The 19,966-nt window shown below is 36.3% G+C and carries 12 protein-coding genes; 9 read left to right on the top strand and 3 right to left on the bottom strand.

The annotated features are described in order from the left end of the window. Positions 1-38: 38 nt before the first annotated feature. The 7 genes from ACFOWA_RS00355 (at position 39) to ACFOWA_RS00325 (ending at position 8,922) form a co-directional block, all read left to right on the top strand. Positions 39-455, top strand: coding sequence for a DUF1801 domain-containing protein (locus ACFOWA_RS00355; RefSeq protein ID WP_378980718.1), 417 nt, complete (start codon positions 39-41; stop codon positions 453-455). A 296-nt stretch (positions 456-751) separates the two neighbouring features. After that, positions 752-3,169 (top strand): alpha/beta hydrolase family protein, encoded by a 2,418-nt coding sequence (locus ACFOWA_RS00350; RefSeq protein ID WP_378980716.1) that lies wholly within the window; start codon positions 752-754, stop codon positions 3,167-3,169. Between the two features lie 134 nt (positions 3,170-3,303). Beyond that, positions 3,304-4,182, top strand: a complete 879-nt coding sequence (locus ACFOWA_RS00345) for a DnaJ C-terminal domain-containing protein (RefSeq protein WP_378980714.1) — start codon at positions 3,304-3,306, stop codon at positions 4,180-4,182. Positions 4,183-4,330: 148 nt separating this feature from the next. Further along, a complete protein-coding gene (locus ACFOWA_RS00340; RefSeq protein WP_378980712.1) occupies positions 4,331-5,905 on the top strand; it encodes a helicase HerA-like domain-containing protein in 1,575 nt (524 codons plus the stop codon). Positions 5,906-6,178: 273 nt separating this feature from the next. Continuing rightward, positions 6,179-7,078 carry a nucleotidyltransferase family protein gene (locus ACFOWA_RS00335; protein WP_378980710.1) on the top strand — a complete coding sequence of 300 codons (900 nt, stop codon included), beginning with the start codon at positions 6,179-6,181 and terminating at the stop codon, positions 7,076-7,078. Further along, positions 7,069-8,142 carry a phosphotransferase enzyme family protein gene (locus ACFOWA_RS00330; protein ID WP_378980708.1) on the top strand — a complete coding sequence of 358 codons (1,074 nt, stop codon included), beginning with the start codon at positions 7,069-7,071 and terminating at the stop codon, positions 8,140-8,142. Before ACFOWA_RS00335 ends, ACFOWA_RS00330 begins: the two co-directional genes overlap by 10 nt. Positions 8,143-8,331: 189 nt before the next feature. Then, complete coding sequence (locus ACFOWA_RS00325) at positions 8,332-8,922, top strand: fasciclin domain-containing protein (protein ID WP_378980706.1); 591 nt, start codon at positions 8,332-8,334, stop codon at positions 8,920-8,922. Positions 8,923-9,100: 178 nt separating this feature from the next. On the opposite strand, the gene dnaK is transcribed toward ACFOWA_RS00325, so the two are convergent. Further along, positions 9,101-11,014 carry a molecular chaperone DnaK gene (gene dnaK / locus ACFOWA_RS00320; RefSeq protein ID WP_378980704.1) on the bottom strand — a complete coding sequence of 638 codons (1,914 nt, stop codon included), beginning with the start codon at positions 11,012-11,014 and terminating at the stop codon, positions 9,101-9,103. Between the two features lie 488 nt (positions 11,015-11,502). On the opposite strand from dnaK, the gene ACFOWA_RS00315 reads away from it, so the two are divergent. Then, on the top strand, positions 11,503-12,837 hold the full coding sequence (locus ACFOWA_RS00315; RefSeq protein WP_378980702.1) for an MFS transporter: 1,335 nt from the start codon (positions 11,503-11,505) through the stop codon (positions 12,835-12,837). 231 nt (positions 12,838-13,068) lie between these two features. Here the strand turns inward: ACFOWA_RS00315 and ACFOWA_RS00310 are convergent, their stop codons facing one another. Next, positions 13,069-14,781 (bottom strand): RagB/SusD family nutrient uptake outer membrane protein, encoded by a 1,713-nt coding sequence (locus ACFOWA_RS00310; RefSeq protein WP_378980700.1) that lies wholly within the window; start codon positions 14,779-14,781, stop codon positions 13,069-13,071. 15 nt (positions 14,782-14,796) lie between these two features. Continuing rightward, a complete protein-coding gene (locus ACFOWA_RS00305) occupies positions 14,797-18,027 on the bottom strand; it encodes a SusC/RagA family TonB-linked outer membrane protein (RefSeq protein WP_378980698.1) in 3,231 nt (1,076 codons plus the stop codon). Between the two features lie 530 nt (positions 18,028-18,557). Between ACFOWA_RS00305 and ACFOWA_RS00300 the strand changes: the two genes are divergently transcribed. Then, positions 18,558-19,859 (top strand): DEAD/DEAH box helicase, encoded by a 1,302-nt coding sequence (locus ACFOWA_RS00300; protein WP_378980696.1) that lies wholly within the window; start codon positions 18,558-18,560, stop codon positions 19,857-19,859. Positions 19,860-19,966 lie beyond the last annotated feature (107 nt).

The raw sequence follows: 19,966 nt of genomic DNA, 5'->3' as shown, positions 1-19,966 counted from the left end.
AAATAATTATATATTTTTATTTATTAGTAAAATTTAAAATGGCGAAAAATAAAACAACTGAAAACAATAAGGATGTAGCTGCATTTTTAAATTCAATTACTGATGAAAGTAAGCGAAAAGATAGCTTCGAATTGGTTAAGATATTTGAAGACGCATCAGCTCATGAAGCTAAAATGTGGGGTACGGCTATTGTTGGTTTTGGAAGCTATCATTACAAATATGCAAGTGGACATGAAGGCGATGCACCTCTCGCCGGCTTTTCGCCCCGCAAAGATGCTTTCGCTTTATACTTTTCATTAAATAATGATGATAGAGAAAGGTTACTTAAAACCTTTGGCAAACATAAAAGTGGGAAAGCTTGTGTGTACATTAAAAAACTGAACGACATTAACACTTCCATTTTGAAGGAAATGATTATTACTTCGATAGCAGAAATTAAGAAACTATACCCTTAGTAAGCAAATGGGTTTTCGTTGCCAAAAGCAATAAATTTGCCGAATAAACCTGATTAAACGGATAGCCTGAAGCCCAATTTAACCCGCTACAATTATTTTTATTATGGTTGCGTATTTATAGCACAGGCTTTTTCGGGCGAGGACTATGAGTGAAAGCAGGACTGATTGAACAAAAGAACTACTTGCTTTGCTTTTCTAAATATTTTTTAAAGCGTGTAAATAAGCAGTTACGCTACCTTTTTGGTCGGTTTATTTTGCAATATTTGATTTTCCATATCAAATAACCAAACCGGATTATGTTTAAAAAACTACACTTCTATTTTTTAATAGCTGGCACCTGCATTTCATTAAATGCAACCGCACAAGATGCAGTAAGTTATCAGCTTCCACCAAAAGAAATTGCTGATTTGTTGCTTGCCAAACCTACGCCAGGCGTAAGTATCGATGATAAAGCCGAGTGGATTTTGTTTAGCGAGCGGAATTCATATCCATCTGTAGAAGAATTGGCAATGCCAGAATACCGCATTGCTGGCTTACGTTTAAATCCAAATAATTATTCTCCAAGCAGAATTACCTACATCAATAATTTTAGCTTAAAAAACATTAAAACCGAGAAAACTTTTCCGGTTTCGGGTTTGCCTGCGCCATTGTACGCGAGTAACATCAGTTGGAATCCAACCCAAACTAAAATTGCTTTCACCAATACAACACAAAAAGGTGTAGATTTATACATCATCGATGTTGCCACTAAAAAAGCAACCAAAACTAATAAGGCTTTCTTAAATGTGGTTTTAGGAAGCGGTTTAACGTGGTTAAATGATAATACAATTATCTACAGAGCTGTAACCAAACCTGCAAGCGCAGCTCCTGTGAAACCTTTAATGCCTCAAGGTCCAACTGTTCAGCAAAATTTGGGTAAGGCCGCACCAAGTCCAACTTATCAGGATTTAATTAAATCGCCGTTCGATGAGCAGCTTTTTGAATTCTACGGCACATCACAATTGGTAAAAAACATAGCTGGTGTAGAAACCCCAATCGGGAAGCCTGCTATTTATAGCTCAGTAAACTTATCACCTGATAAAACATTTATGCTAATTGAAACCATTCGCAAGCCATTTTCTTATCTGGTTACAGCAAATGGTTTTCCATCAACAGTTACCATTACCGATTTAGCTGGTAAAGCGGTTAAAGTTCTGGCAGAATTACCATCATCAGAAGGCACGCCATCGGGTTATGATAACATGCAGAATGTTCCTCGCGGTTTTTCTTGGAGAGATGATGAACCAGCGACAATAACTTGGTCTAAACCTTTAGATAGTGGATTGATTAAGAAAAATGTGCCTTTCCACGATGCTGTTTATGCTTTAAGTGCTCCGTTCTCTGGTGCTGAGAAAGAACTTTTTAAAACCCAAACCCGCTTTCGTGGCGTACAGTGGGGCGATGCAAATTTAGCTTTAGTGATGGAGGGTTTAAGAAGCAAACAAACCAGCAAAGTTAGCAGATACAATCCATCAACAGGCGCTTTAGAAGAACTGTATAGTCGCAACCAAACCGATGCTTATGGCAATCCAGGATCACCAGTTACTACAAAAAATAAATACGGCCGCTCGGTAATTCATACTGTTGATAATGGAACAAAATTATTGATGAATAACACGGTTGGTTCATCGGATAAAGGTGATTTACCTTTCTTAGCGAAATTTGATTTAGCAACCAAGAAAAATGATATTATTTGGCGTAGTGCAGAAGGAACTTTTGAATATGTAAGCGATGTAATTGATGCTGAAAAACTGATTCTATTAACAAGAAAAGAGAGCCAGAAACTTGTGCCGAATTATTACATCAAAAATTTAGTGCTTCGTATTGCCGACAGACCAGTTACTGCATTTTCGAATCCATATCCATCTTTAGATGGTGTTGTTAAAGAAAAGATTTCTTATAAACGAGCCGATGGAGTTGATTTAACAGGAGATTTATATTTGCCTAAAGGTTACAATAAAGAAAAAGATGGACCACTTCCAACCATCATCTGGGCTTATCCTCGTGAATTTAACTCTGCAGCTGATGCCGCACAAATCCGTGGCTCGAAAGATAAATTTACCGCAATTGCATGGGGTTCACCTATTTATTGGGTAACAAGAGGTTATGCTGTGTTAGACAATGCCGAAATGCCTATCGTTGCAAAAGATGGCAAAAAGCCTAACGATACATTTGTAGATCAGTTAAGTTTAAATGCCGAAGCGGCCATCAATAAATTATCTGATTTAGGTGTTGGTGATAGAAAACGTATGGCCGTTGGCGGACATAGCTATGGTGCATTTATGACTGCCAATCTTTTAGCGCACACCAACTTATTCGCTGCTGGTATTGCCAGAAGCGGCGCCTATAACCGTACATTAACTCCCTTTGGTTTCCAGAATGAAGAGCGTACGTATTGGCAGGCACCACAATTGTATTATGAAATGAGTCCATTTAGTTATGCAGATAAAATTAAAACACCGCTGTTGCTAATCCATGGCGATTCTGACGATAATACAGGTACATTCCCAATAAATAGTGAACGCTTATTTGCAGCAATAAAAGGTGCTGGTGGTACTGTTCGATTTGTGTTTTTACCTTACGAAGCACACGGCTACCGTGGTAAAGAAAATATTTTACACGCCCTTTGGGAACAAGACCAATGGTTAGAAAAATACGTTAAAAACAAAAAATAAAATTTTATAATAAATAATTTAAATGCTCCAATATCGGAGCATTTTTTTTTTAACATTAGTGTTGTTTACGGTTATTAAGTAATTTTACATTTTAAATTAATAGCGCCCTCTATAAATACTATTTGCAATAAATTATGGATTACATAGATTACTATAAAGTTCTGGAAATTACGAAAGATGCCACAACAGATGATATTAAAAAAGCTTACAGAAAACAAGCCCGAAAATACCATCCCGATTTAAATCCTAATAATGAAGAAGCAAATAAAAAATTTCAACAAATAAATGAGGCTAACGAGGTTTTAAGCGACCCGGAAAAAAGGAAAAAATACGATAGATACGGTAAAGATTGGCAGCATGCAGGTCAGCAAAGTTCGCAGCAGCAAAGGCCACAAAGCGGCGGTTTTGGTCGTGGATTCTCTGGAGGCTTCGGCGGCGATGACTTCTCTGATTTCTTCTCTTCGATGTTTGGAGGTGGTGGACAACGAAGTAGTGGTCGATCTCCTTTTAAAGGTCAGGATTTTACTGCAGAACTGAACTTAAATTTATTGGATGCTTATACCACGCACAAACAAACGTTAACCGTTAACGGTAAGCAAGTGCGAATAACAATTCCTGCAGGTGTAGAAAACGGACAAAAAATCAAGCTTCCTGGTTATGGCGCTCCCGGCCCGAATAATGGTCCAGCAGGAGATTTATACATCACTTTTAATATAGCCGAACACCATAAATTTAAGCGAAAAGGAAACGACATTTATATACAACAAGATGTAGATTTATATACGGCAGTTTTGGGTGGAGAAGCAATTGTAGAAACTTTAAACGGTAAGGTAAAACTTAATATCCCTGCCGGCACACAACCAGATACCAATTTACGCTTAAAAGGAAAAGGCTATCCAGTATATAAAAAAGAAAATCAATTCGGCGATTTATACGTTAAATGGCAAGTAAAAATACCAACTAACTTAAACGCCAAGCAAAAGGAATTATTCGAACAATTATCGAAACTCTAACGGATAATCTACCTGGGTATTTGGGATATACTTAAACTCATTTGTATAGAAGAAAATCATTCATGTTGATAAATTGTCTTGCTCCTCAAAGCTAAAAAACCATTATTGTAACATTAGTTTATTAAATTGTGGCATTAAAACTAAAACAATGAGTGATTCTTCTATAAAATTTATTGAAAAAATTAAGGCTGCATATTCTCCTACAGGCTCATCAATTTATCTAGGGGCTGGCATTTTAGAAGGCCAGGTTTACGGAGATGCCGAAGTAAATTTATCCTTAAAAATGATGAACAGGCACGGTTTAATCGCTGGTGCAACTGGAACAGGTAAAACCCGCACACTTCAATTGCTTGCCGAACAGCTTTCTGATGCAGGTGTACCTGTTTTTATGCTTGATGTTAAAGGAGATTTATCGGGCTTAAACCAACCCGGAAGTGTAAATCCGAAAATTGAAGAGCGGTCTGCTCAATTAAATAAACCTTTTACGCCAACCGGCTTTCCTGTTGAAATATATTCGCTATCAGGCAAACTTGGTGCGCAAATGCGGGCAACCGTTTTAGAGTTCGGTCCTACACTTTTATCAAAAGTTTTAGATTTAAACGATACTCAATCGGGTGTGATGGCTGTTATTTTCAAATATGCAGATGATAACAAAATGCCTATCATTGATCTTAATGATTTAAAAAAACTAATCTCTTACCTTTCAGAAGGTACTGGTGCAGCAGAAATTAAAGAAAGTTATGGTAGTATTTCAACCGCAACTTCAGGTACTATTTTAAGAAAGATTGTTGCCATCGAACAACAAGGTTTAGCAGGAATGTTTGGAGAAAAATCTTTCGATGCCGATGATTTATTTGAACGGGTAGATGGTAAGGGCGTTATCAGCCTGTTAAACATTGCCGACGTTCAAAATCAACCCGTTTTATATTCTACTTTCTTGCTCAGCCTGCTAGCTGAATTATTTAATACGCTGCCAGAAGTTGGAGATTTGGACAAACCGAAATTGGTTTTCTTTTTTGATGAAGCGCACTTGCTTTTTAACAATTCTTCGAAAACATTTTTAGAGCAAATTGAAACGATAATCAGACTAATACGATCAAAAGGTGTTGGCGTTTTCTTTTGTACGCAATCCCCTACTGATGTGCCAGAAAGTGTCTTAGGTCAGTTGGGAAATAGAGTACAGCATGCGTTGCGGGCATTTACACCTAATGATGTAGATGCATTAAAAAAGACGGTTAACACCTATCCAAAATCTGAGTTCTATGAAATTGATAAAGTATTAACTTCACTTGGAACCGGACAAGCATTAGTAACCGTTTTAAACGAAAAAGGAATTCCTACAGAAGTATCGGCTACCATGCTAACGCCACCAAGAGCAGTAATGGGACCACTAACTGCCGCTGATTTCGAAAAAGTTGTATCAGGAAGTCAAATGTACACGAAATACAAAGATGCAATTGACCCTGAAAGTGCTTACGATATTTTAACTAAAAGAATTAACGAACAAACCGCAGCAGCAGAGCAACAAAAGCAAGAAGCTGAAGCACAAAAACAAGCCGAAATTGAAAGTAAACCTAAACCAGGCGAAAAAAGTTTGGTAGAGAAAGTTATGGGTGCTACTATTACCCGCCAAATAGGAAGAGAAATTGTTAGAGGATTATTTGGGATGCTGACTGGAAAAAAAACACGCACTAAAAGTGGTGGTGGCTTATTTGGATTTTAAAAATTCATTTTGGTATAAATCTTTAGGCCATCTAACAATCTTCAAGGAATACAATAAAATTAACGGTGTAACATGAAAATGCGGTACCATTGCAAAATAAAAGTTCAAAACAAAAACTATTTTAGCTTTATTTCGTATTAAACAAAGTGAAATTGCAGGTTGCAATAATTGAGATTACGCTTAACGGATTAATCTTAATAAATTTAATATTCTACACTAAAAAATTAACGCTTATACTAATTGAAAAACCATTAGTATTATTATTTTCGTAATATGAAACCTACCCTATTAATACTGGCTGCCGGAATGGCAAGTCGCTATGGAAGCATGAAACAGATTGATGGATTTGGCCCGAACGGTGAAACCATTATTGATTATTCTATTTATGATGCAATTAATGCTGGTTTTGGCAAAGTTGTTTTTATCATTAAAGAAGAATTTGTAGATAATTTTAAATCTATTTTCGAACCAAAATTAAATGGAAAAATTGAAACAGATTATGTTTTTCAAAATTTCGATTTAAAGCAATTCGGTATAGAAGAAGAAATATACAGAGAAAAACCTTGGGGTACTGCTCATGCTATACTTTCAGCTAGAAACGTAGTTAAAGAACCATTTTGCGTAATTAATGCTGATGATTATTATGGTTACGATGCATTTAAAAAAATGGTAGATTTCTTATCTGATGAAGCTTCAGACAGTAATTTTTCTATCATTGGATACGAAGTTGGTAAAACACTTTCAGAATTTGGTGCAGTTTCTCGTGGAGTTTGTAAAGTAGATGCTGCTGGTAATTTAGAAGAAATTATTGAGCGTACTAAAGTTTATCCAAAAGATGGAAACATCTTTTATGAAGAAGATGGAGAAGAATTTCCATTAAGTTTCGAAACACCAGTATCGATGAATTTTTGGGGCTTTACTCCTGCTGTTTTTAAAATAACTGAGAAATTATTTGTAGAGTTTGCAATGGCAAATAAAGATAAACCGAAAGCAGAATTTTTTATTCCTTTAATCGGCGAAAATCTTGTTAAAAGTGGAGAAGCTACATTTCAAGTTGTACCAACTTCGAACAAATGGTTTGGCGTAACCTACAAAGAAGATAAACCTTATGTTCAGGATAGTATTAACCAATTGGTTAATAACGGAACATACCCAGAAAAACTATGGAATTAAATTTAGATTCTGAAGTTTTAAAAGCATACGGGTTTAATAAAGAAAATATCAAAATTACTCAAATAGGTACAGGTCTAATAAACCGTACCTATTTGCTTTCGCCTTCAAGCACAACCAAACAATACATTCTTCAACATATTAATACGTTAGTTTTCGCTAATCCTTTAGCAATGGCTAATAATTTAAAAGCAATAGCCAACTATCTGCTTAAAAAATTCCCTGAATATCTTTTTATAAAACCAATTTCTACCATCGGCGGAGAGGAAATGGCTTATGTTAATGAAGAATATTGGCGGTTATTACCTTTTGTAGAAGATACGGTTTCATTAGATGTTTTAGTTGATGAAAATCAGGCTTATGAAGCAGCCAAGCAATTCGGAAAATTAAGTCGTTTATTAAATGATTTCGATGCTTCTACTTTGGAGCCCACCATCCCGGGTTTTCATGATTTAGGCTTGAGATTTAAACAATTTACAGTAGTGGTAAGCGAAGCTTCGAAGGAGCTAAAAGACGAAGCCAAAGCCGAAATTGATGATGCTTTAAGATATAAATACCTTTTAGATTTCTTTAAATCTTATTCACACAGAGCTGATTTCCCCGATCGTGTGATGCATCATGATACAAAAATTAGTAACGTATTGCTAAATGCAGAAACCTTTGAAGGTGTTTGTGTAATCGATTTAGATACCATAATGCCAGGTAAATTCATATCAGATTTAGGCGACATGTTGCGTACTTATCTTTGTGCGTTTTCGGAAAATGAAATTGATTTAAGTAAAGTTAAAATACGCATAAATTATTTTGAAGCCACCGTTAAAGGTTATTTATCTGAAATGAAGAATATTCTTACTGATACAGAAAAAGAATTGATTTTATTTTCTGGCAGATATATGATTTACATGCAAGCTTTACGCTTTTTAACTGATTTTTTAAGCGGAAATGCTTATTATCCAACTAACTATCCTACACAAAACTTAGATAGAGCGAAAAATCAATTCAAGCTGCTACAAGAGATTTCTGCAAACGAAAAAGAGCTGCAGGATATTATCGATGGAAATTTGTAAGTGATTGATTTTGAAAGCTTAAATTTTTGATTCTCTTTTTAAAAAGGATAATTGGAAAACATGATTGTATATTTTTTGAAGGATTATTCTGCAACCTAAATGTTACTCACCTTTTTTCTTAAGGAAGAACCGCTTGCCAGTTTCTATCGTAAGTACCCGAATTATAAACTTAAACAAAAAACAAATAGCATGAAAAAGCAATTTTTAAGTCTGGCAATGGGTGCAACATTTTTAGCTTCTATCGTAGCTTGTAGTTCTCCTAAAACAGATTCATCTGCAGACAGTACAGTAGTAGATTCTAGTTCAATGGCGATGGATACTACCGCAAAAGAAACTGGTGTTGAAGTTGGCGGTGCAATGATGGTACCTTCAAAAAACATTGTAGAAAACGCAATTGAATCTAAAGATCACACTACATTGGTAGCAGCGGTAAAACAAGCAGGTTTAGTTGAAACTTTAAGCGGTACAGGACCATTTACTGTATTTGCTCCAACAAACGAAGCATTTGCAGCAGTTCCAAAAGCTACTTTAGATGGTTTAATGAAACCAGAAATGAAAGCAGATTTGACTAAAATTTTAACTTACCATGTAGTTCCTGGTGCGTTAAAAGCAGCAGATTTGAAAGATGGTGAAGAGTTAACTACTGTACAAGGTGGCAAACTTAAAGTATCTGTTAAAGATGGTAAAGTAATGATTAACGGTGCAAACGTTACTATTGCAGATGTTGTTTCAAGCAACGGAATTACCCACGTTATTGATGGCGTTTTAATGCCAAAATAATTAGGATTATTTTTGTTATCACCTTTCATTTAATTCATAGCATTAATATGCTGGAGAACTTATGAAAGAAGGTTATACAAAAAGCCACTGCATAAAAAAAGCGTCCCGATGTAAAATCGGGACGCTTTTTTTATATGTCATCTTCGGCTTTTCAACCTCAGACTTTCGGACTGAAAAATTACTTTTTCTCTTCGTCTTTCACTTCTTCGAAATCAACATCAGTAACGTTATCGCCACCAGCTTGAGGCTGACCATCAGCTTGTGGTTGTTCACCACCGCCTTGAGGCTGCTCACCAGCTTTGTACATTTCTTCTGACGCTACATTCCATGCATTTTGCAATTCAGCTTGTGCTGCATCGATATCTGCAAAGTTACGAGACAAATGTGCTGCTTTTAATTTCTCTAAACCAGCTTCGATTGGTGCTTTTTTATCAGCTGATAATTTATCACCAAACTCTTTTAATTGTTTTTCAGTAGAGAAAATTAATGCATCAGCACCGTTAATTTTATCAGCTTCTTCTTTCTGCTTAGCATCATCTGCTGCATTAGCTTCTGCTTCTTCTTTCATTTTTTTAATCTCAGCATCAGTTAAACCCGATGATGCTTCGATACGGATTTTTTGCTCTTTACCGCTCGCTTTATCTTTTGCACTTACGTGTAAAATACCGTTAGCATCGATATCAAAAGCAACTTCTACCTGAGGCACACCACGAGGTGCTGGTGGAATACCATCTAAAATGAAACGACCAATTGTACGGTTTTGAGCTGCCATAGGACGCTCACCTTGTAAAATATGGATTTCTACTGAAGGCTGGTTATCAGCTGCAGTTGAGAACGTTTCTGATTTTTTAGTTGGAATGGTTGTGTTAGACTCGATTAATTTAGTCATTACACCACCCATAGTTTCGATACCTAATGATAGAGGAGTAACATCTAATAACAATACATCTTTCACATCACCCGTTAAAACACCACCTTGAATAGCAGCACCGATAGCCACAACTTCATCAGGGTTAACACCTTTACTTGGTTCTTTACCAAAGAAAGCTTTAACAGCATCCTGAATTGCTGGGATACGAGTTGAACCACCAACCAAGATAATTTCGTCGATATCGCTTGTGCTTAAACCAGCATTTTTCAAAGCCGATTTACATGGGTCGATAGTACGTTTAATTAAATCGCCAGCCAATTGCTCAAATTTAGCACGAGATAATGTACGTACTAAGTGTTTTGGTCCGCTAGCATCAGCAGTGATATATGGCAAGTTAATTTCAGTTGAAGTAGTGCTCGACAACTCAATTTTAGCTTTCTCAGCAGCTTCTTTCAAACGTTGTAATGCCATTGGGTCTTTAGCTAAATCCATGCTGTTTTCAGCTTTAAATTCGCTAGTTAACCAATCGATAATAATGTGGTCAAAGTCATCACCACCTAAGTGTGTATCACCATCAGTAGATTTTACTTCGAAAACGCCATCACCTAATTCTAAAACAGAAACGTCATGCGTACCACCACCACAGTCAAAAACAACAATTTTCATGTCTTTGTGGGCTTTATCTAAACCATAAGCTAAAGCAGCTGCAGTTGGCTCGTTAATGATACGTTTTACTGTTAAACCAGCAATTTCACCAGCTTCTTTAGTAGCCTGACGCTGTGCATCATTAAAATAAGCAGGTACAGTAATTACCGCTTCTGTAACTTCTTGACCCAAGAAATCTTCAGCAGTTTTTTTCATTTTCTGCAAAATCATTGCAGAAATTTCTTGTGGTGTATATTTTCTATCGTCGATTTCAACACGTGGTGTGTTGTTGTCGCCTTTAATCACTTTGTACGGTACACGTCCAGCTTCTTTCGCACTTTCGTCGTAGCTGCTACCCATAAAGCGTTTAATTGAATAAATCGTTTTTGTTGGGTTAGTTATAGCCTGACGTTTAGCTGGCTCGCCAACTTTACGTTCGCCGTTCTCTGCAAAAGCAACAATAGACGGTGTAGTACGTTTACCTTCACTGTTTGCGATAACTACAGGCTCGTTGCCCTCCATTACGCTCACGCAAGAGTTTGTTGTTCCTAAGTCTATTCCAATAATTTTTCCCATTGTATTTTGTATTTCTTTCTTTAAAGTATTATAATTTCAACAGCTATTAAACAATGCTTGTGCCAATTGGCATTTGGCAGTTAATATGTATAAAAGACTGATAAAATGTAAAAATATATTGGAATTATGACTGACAGCATGACAGAACGATAAAAGATGCCGGACGGAATGATTCTGGATGCTTATAAATATCGGCTCACTAAATGGCAAACATTTATGTGTAATTTTTCATTTGTTCTTTAGCTAAATTACCTATGTATCATAAAATTAAAAACTTAAATTGCAGTCGCAGTAAAATTCTATTGACAGATATTAATTTGGTGAAGCAGGGTTAAATGTACGGTGAAACTTGCTTTATAAACCTGATTGGAGTGAACATGGAGCAGCGACCTTTTTCGGGTTGCTGCGTAATAAAACGAAAAGCAGGACTGATATACCCGAAGAGAACAGGAATATGCTTTTATAAAAATAGGCGTAACATTTAATTAATGAATAAAACACTTTCCTTAAAACAAGAAGTTGCTTACGCGGCTGGTATGATTGGCTGGAGTACGATGACAAATATTATCATTGTAATGTTGCCCTATTTTTATTTGCCCCCAAGCAGTTCAGGATTGCCACCCTTAGTACCACAACTTGTTTTTTTAGGTGCTTTCAACATCCTCTCAATAATTGCCGCATCGGGCAGATTGGTTGATGCCGTTTTTGATCCTTTTATCGCTTCCAAAAGCGATGCAAGCAAAAATCCAAATGGAAGAAGGATGCCTTTTATGAAATGGGCAATTGTGCCTTCCATGATTTTCTGTGGATTGGTTTTTTATCCTATTGATAAAGGAGAAAGTTTGCATAATGCATGGTGGCTAACCATAATGTTGTGTTTGTTTTTTGTTTCGGTTACCACTTACATTATTCCCTACAACGCATTATTGGCCGAAGTAACTAATACGCCAAGGCAAAAGGTAAAATTATCTAGCTACCAGCAAGTTGGTTTCGTTATTGGGATTATATTATCGGCATGTACCAATAACTTTGCAGATTTAGCACAAGATGATTTTTACTTCGCAAACCGTAGCCAGGCAGTTCAAATTGCGATATGGGGTTTATGTATTTTTTCTGGCTTGGTGATGTTGCTGCCTATATTTTTTATTAACGAAAAAGAATTCTCGGTAGCTAAACCAACACATGTACTATTGTGGCCGGCAATTAAAAACACTTTTAGAAATAGCAATTTTAAATATTATCTTATATCTGACTTTGCTTTTTATACTGCTTTAAGTATTATTTCGAGCGGTTTATTGTTTTTTTGTACCGTACTTTTAGGTCTGGATGAATCAGAGGGCGGGAAGTTTATGGGTGCCATGGTGTTGGCGTCTTTACTTTTTTACCCAATTGTAACTTTTGGCTCGGCAAAGATTGGTAAAAAGCCATTTGTATTGCTGGCATTTGGTGTACTCTGTTTAATTTTTGTTACGATATTTTTCCTTGGTAAGTTGCCCTTTGGCGCTTACACACAAATTTACATACTCGTTTTATCGGCTTCGTTCCCGCTTGCTGCATTGGGTATTTTGCCCACAGCAATATTAGCCGATATTGCCCAAAAAGACACTTTAGAAACTGGCGAAAACCATGAAGGAATGTTTTTTGCGGTTAAATATTTATTTGTAAAACTTGGTCAAACCTTAGGCATTGCGATTTTTGCAATGTTAACCATTTATGGTAAAGACCCGGGAAACGATTTTGGATTACGATTAAATGGAATTGTAGGATTTGCACTTTGCCTAATTGCTTTATTGTTTTTTAGTAGATTTAAAGAGAGTAGGTAGATATTAATGTTAATTATTCCTTAATATTTTATCACCATAATTCTGAACATTAAGGAATTAAGGTAATTAAGATTTTAAGAAGCATTCAGAATTATAACTTTTAGATAGGAACTAAGAATTATAAAGTATTCAGAAATATTAAGACTGAACCAACAAAAAAAAATGCATGAATATTAATGAGATTTTAATCATCACCAATATTCATGCATTTACAGTATCAGGTGCTAACTTTTAGTAGCCTGGACTTTGTTTAAGTGTTCCCTTGCTCCTATCAATTTGATCTTGTGGTAGAGGAAAATACTCATCTCTTGCTTCGATATTTATTCCTTTTAGATAATCAAAGAAACCGCCTTCGAAGGCAAAATAGCTTTCTAAAGTTTGTTTTACAACACCCCAACGAACTAAATCGAAGAATCTGTGACCTTCCATGGCCAACTCTAATCTACGTTCGAAACGAACTGCATTTCTAGCGTAAGCAGCCGTTGGAAAAGATGTGTATTGACTTACTCTATAAGCTGCAGCAGGTGTTCCATTAACTTGCTGAGGTGTTATTTTTGCAGCTCTTTGTCTAACCGCATTAACAAGGGATAAAGCTCTTGGCAAATTGCCATTCTCTACAGCGCATTCCGCTGCCATTAAATACACGTCACCTAATCGTATTAAGTTTACATTTAAACCTGTAACGTTGGTTGTGCCAGGTGCAGTGCCGCTTGCAATTTGAGCAGATTCGATAGTGTTTTTTACGGCAACAAACGGACCTCCATTACTTGCATCACGAATCCAGGTATCACCTGCCATAATCCCCCAATCGCGATAAGGTACTCCTCGTCTGCCGATAGTTGATTCTATACGAGGATCTAACGGAAGCGTTTTATCTAGAACATAATTATCTTTTGCAGCGCCAACTAACCCAAAATCTGATTTGTAAGCGTTTGTTCTGTAACTGCCATCAAGTAAAGGCAATCCGTTTGCATCTACTTTAAATGAATTTGCTAAATCGATAGTTGGTTGGAAGAAACCGCAGCAGTTAATTGGTGTATTGCCATAAGGGAAATTTAAAATATCACCAACATTTCCGTTATCACCACCGGTACCATCTGTACCAACAGAATGCTCAACAGACATAATGGCTTCTGGTCCACCCTCTTTAGTAATATCAAAATTATCAGAATATGGCAGCGTAGTTAAATCTGGCTTAGCCAAGATTACTGCATTTAATAAATCGTATGCTTCGGTATATTTTTTCTGATATAAATATACTTTCCCTAGATATGCCTGAGCTGCATATTTATCTACACGACCTTTTTGATTTCTAGGTTTAGCGGTAGTTAAATTGGCGACAGCAAAGGTAAGATCATCAACAATGTTTGGATAAATATCTTTATCATTAGGTACAAAAGTACCAGTTGTAGCTTCTGTAACGTAAGGCACCGATTTGAAAACCCTTACTAAAAAGAAATAATAATGAGCACGTAACAAGCGAGCTTCTCCTTGAATTTCTTTAGCACGAGCATCACTAAATTTAACCGTTCCTTGTCCACCTTGTAAGTTACCTAAAATTTTAAGCGTGTTATTACAACGTTGAATGCCTTCGAAACATCTATCCCAAAGGTTAGACAAATTATCGTTTGTACTGGTTGGTGCATGTTGCTCAATTGCATTCATATTTGGCTGATCACCTACACTACTGCCTTTATGTGCATTGTCAGATGCTACTTCCCCAAACAACCATTGGCTTGGTGCTGCACCGTAGTTTCCGTAGGTACCATTCACATTACCATTTAATAAGCTGTATGCACCAACAAGCAAACCTTCTACACCATCTTGTGTGGTTAATTGCGATTCTGTAAGTTCTCCCTGAGGCTGAACCGTTAAGAATTCCTTCTTGCAGGAAATCGTACTGCAAATTAGTAGTGAAAGGAATATATATTTTATTTGTTTCATCTTTATATCTTTTAATTAAAATCCAACATTAATACCAATTAAGAACTGACGAGGAGTAGGATAAACACCCTGATCTACACCCGGAGCAGAGAATGTATCTGTAATTTGACTTACCTCTGGGTCCATACCGGTGTATTTGGTAATGGTAAATAAGTTTGTTGCACTTACATAAACTCTAAATCTATTAATCGCAACCTTCGAACCGAAAGTTTTAGCCGTAGGAATAGAATAGCCAATTTGTAAATTTTTCAACCTTACAAAACTTCCATTTTGAATATAGTAGCTAGAAGATGCAAACTCTAAATCAGATGCGCCTGCATAAGCAGATGGTATTAGACTTGAAGTGTTTGAAGGACTCCAGGCATCTAACAATCTTGTGCTTTTAGCTCCATCGAATGATGGGAAATCGGTAAAATAACGTGTGGCTTGAAAGATGTCGTTTCCTTGTACGCCATAAATAAATGCTGATACATCAAAGTTTTTGTACGATACATTTAAATTTAAGCCTAAAGTGAAATCAGGATTTGGGTCGCCGATAATGGTACGATCTTTCGGGTCGATTACACCATCGCCATTAATATCCTGGTAGCGTAAACCTCCAACACGTGCACCTGTGTACGATGGGTTATTTTGAATATCTGCTGCACTTTGATAAATACCTGCAGTTTTGTATCCAAAGAAAGAACCAAATGGTGCACCTTCTTGCAATACACTGGTTTGCAAACTTCTATAATTACCATAAACCTGATTGAAAATGCCAGGAGCCAGTTTGACAATTTTATTAACGTTTTTAGAAAAGTTTAAGCCAATATCAAACTTAAGTGGGCTTTCAGCCTCTCTGCCATAATGATAAGCCACATTAAATTCGACACCCTTATTGCTCATATCACCAATATTAACAAATGGCGAACTACCTAAACCAACTTGGCTAGAAGGCAAAGGAAGATTATAAAGCATATCAGATGTTTTTTTGCTGTACCAATCAACCGATCCATCGAAAGCTCCGTTCAATAATGTAAAATCTAAACCTACGTTTAACGCTTTTAAAGATTCCCATTTCACATCAGCATTTTGATAGGCATTTTGCCATACACCAGTTGTTAAACTGTTTGCTCCACCAACTGCATAAGCAGAATTAATAATTGAACTTTGGAAACGGTTAATGTATTGATATGGAGGTATTCTTTGGTTACCGGTTTGTCCGTATCCAACACGAAGTTTTAAATCGCTAATCCATTTAACATTTTTCATAAATTCTTCTTCTGATAACCTCCAGGCTGCACTTGCTGCCGGATAGAAACCATATTTATTGGCATCACCAAAGTTAGAAGAACCATCTCGGCGAATCGTAATACTAGCCAAATAGCGGTCGTTGAATGAATAATCTACCTTACCGAATAAAGAGAAAAGAGAACCAACTGAACCAAAACTAGTATTGCTGATGTTAGATGAACCTGTACTTAGATAGTAATAATCTTGATTGCCTAAAATAAAGAAATCATTTCTACCAGCATTTAATTGTCTTGAGCGAGATCTAATTGCTTCAGTACCGGCCAATATATTAACACGGTGCTTTTCGTTAAATACTTTACTATAGTTTAAAGTATTGGTCCATGTCCACTCTGTATTGTAACCCTGGTATTCGTTTAAGTTATTGGAGTTGTTACCTTCAGAGAATTCCAAATTAGGGTAACGCATTGATAAACCATTAAAATTTTCATATCGTAAACCAAAATTGGTTTTGAAAACTAAACCTGGTAAAATATCTGCTTCGGCAAAGGCATTACCAAAAAAGAAATTACTCTTGTTTAAATTATCTTTTGAACGAAATAAAACAGCAAGTGGGTTTTCTGCATTACCCAACTGGCTACCACGGCTACCAGCAAAATTTCCGTTGATGTCATACACAGGAATAATGGTAGGAATACGATAAGCCCATCCCAATGCACTTCCTTGATCCTGATATCCACCTGGAGTATTGGGATTTACACCAAACCCAAAGCCTTCAGAGTAACTGTATTGAGCGTTTTCTCCAAATCGTACATGCTTGTTAAATGCCGATACAGTTGTGTTTGATCTAAAATTATAGCGTTTAAAACCAGTGTATTTTATAGTACCCTTTTGATTTAGGTAACCTCCCGAAAATGCATAAGTAGCATTTTCTCCACCGCCAGTAGCACTAATTTGATAATTTTGAACAGGTGCTGCATCGGTAATTTCATCAAACCAATTGGTACCTTGTTTATTTGCTCTTGTTATTTGATAAAAAAGATTCGGGTCGCGACTGTAGTTATATTTGGATGGATCAGCATCTGCAGCCGTAACATCTTGTCCAAGTTTAGAACCTGCTACCAAATACTCTGGCAATACTGGTGTTGTACCAGAACCATAATTTCTACCTGCAGCAATTGCCTTACCTGCATTATTGTAACCATCAAAAACATATTGTGCATATTGTTGCGGATTCATCATTTCAGGAAAACTACTTTTTCGTGGTGATTGTGTTCCGTAATAAGAATCGAATGTAATTCTTGGCGCACCTGCAACACCTTTTTTAGTAGTGATAATTACTACACCATTATTGGCTCGAGAACCATAAATTGAAGCTGAAGATGCATCCTTTAAAACTTGCATACTTTCGATATCATTTTGGTTAAGCCATGATAGTTTACCTTCAAAAGGAACACCATCAATAACGTAAAGCGGTTCGTTATTATTAATTGTACTTGTACCACGAATACGAATTTGAGGCGTAGAACCTGGCGCACCATCATTTATAATTTGTACCCCAGTTGCTTTACCTTGTAAAGCTTCAACAGCACTTGCGGCAGGTTGCGATTTTAATAAATCCATACTTACTACCACTACTGCACCAGTTAAATCTTTTTTCCGTTGCGCAGAATATCCAGTTACAACAACCTCCGAAAGGTTATTATCTTCGGATTGTAGTACGACAGAAATATTGGTTTGTGTCCCAACGGGTACTTCTTTAGATAAATATCCAACAAAAGAGAAAACTAAAACATCAGTAGGATTTACTGCAATTGAAAATGTACCATTTGCATCTGTTGTGGTGCCATTAGCAGCATTTTTTACTTTGATGGTTGCACCGATTACCGGTAGTTTTTCGTCACTGGAAGTAACCCTCCCGGTAACTTTCGTTTGAGCCTTTGCAAAAATTGCAAACAGCAAGCCCATGCACAAGAGAAGAGAGCTCCTCTTGAAAAAAGATAGATTTTTTTTCATACGTTGATGGTTAGATATTGATTTTAATCAGCCTGCAAGTCAGCAAAGTTTAATTGCTGTATACAAGAGTATTGCATTAATGTTAATTGGTGAAATGTTTCAGAAATTTAGAGGACAAGTTCTTTTTTAAAATTTGCGCAACTGTGGGGGGAAATCGATCTGTTAAAATGATTTGATAGGGTCTTCATAATAGATTTGGTTAGAAATGATATAAAAATCATAAGCTGCTTGTTAAAAACAGATTATAAAACTTATTATGAAAATAAATATATAAAATATTTTGATTAAATAAAAAAATTATTGACCAATGTGATTTTTAATATTTCAGGTCTTTAAGTTTAAGCACGAGAATATTTTAACTAACATTAATTGATAAACAACCTGTACTTTTTATTTCCCCGATTATAATAGTATCTTTGCAGCGAAGCAGGAATTAGGGCTTGCCATTCTTATGGCATATTCTCTCCGCAAGTTAGTCCTTCATAAAATGATCGTTCTAGCTTCTTCGATAAATATTACACAAAAAATACATGTTATTCAAAGAATTAAACCTCATAGAGCCAATTTTAAAGGCACTTGAGACCGAAGGTTATACACAACCTACCCCAATACAAGAGCAATCTATCCCAACAATACTAAAAGGAAAAGACTTATTAGGTTGTGCACAAACTGGTACAGGTAAAACTGCTGCGTTTGCAATACCAATGCTGCAACTATTGCACGAAAAACACATTAACACTAAGGCTACAAAAAATATTAAAGCCCTAATTTTAACACCAACCCGCGAACTTGCCATTCAAATTGAGGAAAGTTTTAAAGCTTATGGCCGTAACTTAAACTTACGCCATTTGGTAATTTTCGGTGGCGTTAGTCAGCACAGCCAGGTAGAATCTGTTAGAAAAGGAATTGATATTTTAGTAGCTACACCTGGTCGATTATTAGATTTAATGAACCAAGGTATTATCAGCTTGAATACCATCGAACTTTTTGTTTTAGATGAAGCCGACCGTATGTTAGATATGGGCTTTATCCACGATGTAAAAAGAGTTGTTGCTAAATTACCTGCAAAACGCCAAACTTTGTTTTTCTCTGCAACGATGCCAGATGAAATTCAAAAATTAGCAAATACGATTTTATCAAACCCGACAAAAGTAGAAGTTACGCCTATATCATCAACAGCCGAAACGATTGTTCAATCGGTTTATTTTGTTGATAAACCTGATAAAAAGAAATTATTAATTCATCTTTTAGATGATAAAAAAATTGAAACTGCATTAGTGTTTACGCGTACCAAACATGGTGCAGATAGAATTGTAAAAGATTTAGGTTTTGCAGGAATTAAAGCCGCTGCAATACATGGTAATAAATCTCAAAATGCTAGACAAAGGGCTTTAACCGAATTTAAGGATAGAAAAATTCGTGTTTTAGTGGCTACAGATATTGCTGCCCGTGGTATTGATATCGATCAGTTATCTCACGTAGTAAATTACGAATTACCAAACATTCCTGAATCTTACGTACACAGAATCGGTCGTACAGGCCGTGCCGGAGCAAATGGTATTGCAATTTCTTTTTGCGATGCTGAGGAAAATGAATATCTACTTGATATCCAAAAGCTGATAAAAATTACGCTTCCTGTGGTTGATGACCATCCATATCCATTGAGTTGGGAAAATATGATGGCAAAAAATCAAATTAAACGCAAACCACAGGCCCAATCGAAAGGCGGCGGTGGTGGCGCTAAACGAAGCGATGGCAACATGAGCGGCAAACCTCGTAATGCTAGCAATAACCGCAGATTTGGAGGAAACAGAAATAAAGCAAAAGCTTAATTTTTAAGCTGACGTTAATAATATAAAAACCCGGGTTATAAATAACAGCCCGGGTTTTGTTTTTATTTGCAATTTGTATGATTAATCCAGAAGGCAATAAGAAGCAA

The sequence above is a fragment of the Pedobacter lithocola genome, assembly GCF_042650845.1.
Taxonomy (GTDB): domain Bacteria; phylum Bacteroidota; class Bacteroidia; order Sphingobacteriales; family Sphingobacteriaceae; genus Pedobacter; species Pedobacter lithocola.
The sequence above is the reverse complement of the archived record's forward strand: the minus strand, read 5'-3'. Positions and strand labels throughout refer to the sequence as shown.

Excerpts from the sequence above, each read along its gene's own strand:
- ACFOWA_RS00355 (WP_378980718.1), top strand. The coding sequence starts at position 39 with ATGGCGAAAAATAAAACAACTGAAAACAATAAGGATGTAGCTGCATTT.
- ACFOWA_RS00350 (WP_378980716.1), top strand. The coding sequence starts at position 752 with ATGTTTAAAAAACTACACTTCTATTTTTTAATAGCTGGCACCTGCATT.
- ACFOWA_RS00345 (WP_378980714.1), top strand. The coding sequence starts at position 3,304 with ATGGATTACATAGATTACTATAAAGTTCTGGAAATTACGAAAGATGCC.
- ACFOWA_RS00340 (WP_378980712.1), top strand. The coding sequence starts at position 4,331 with ATGAGTGATTCTTCTATAAAATTTATTGAAAAAATTAAGGCTGCATAT.
- ACFOWA_RS00335 (WP_378980710.1), top strand. The coding sequence starts at position 6,179 with ATGAAACCTACCCTATTAATACTGGCTGCCGGAATGGCAAGTCGCTAT.
- ACFOWA_RS00330 (WP_378980708.1), top strand. The coding sequence starts at position 7,069 with ATGGAATTAAATTTAGATTCTGAAGTTTTAAAAGCATACGGGTTTAAT.
- ACFOWA_RS00325 (WP_378980706.1), top strand. The coding sequence starts at position 8,332 with ATGAAAAAGCAATTTTTAAGTCTGGCAATGGGTGCAACATTTTTAGCT.
- dnaK (WP_378980704.1), bottom strand. The coding sequence starts at position 11,014 with ATGGGAAAAATTATTGGAATAGACTTAGGAACAACAAACTCTTGCGTG.
- ACFOWA_RS00315 (WP_378980702.1), top strand. The coding sequence starts at position 11,503 with ATGAATAAAACACTTTCCTTAAAACAAGAAGTTGCTTACGCGGCTGGT.
- ACFOWA_RS00310 (WP_378980700.1), bottom strand. The coding sequence starts at position 14,781 with ATGAAACAAATAAAATATATATTCCTTTCACTACTAATTTGCAGTACG.
- ACFOWA_RS00305 (WP_378980698.1), bottom strand. The coding sequence starts at position 18,027 with ATGAAAAAAAATCTATCTTTTTTCAAGAGGAGCTCTCTTCTCTTGTGC.
- ACFOWA_RS00300 (WP_378980696.1), top strand. The coding sequence starts at position 18,558 with ATGTTATTCAAAGAATTAAACCTCATAGAGCCAATTTTAAAGGCACTT.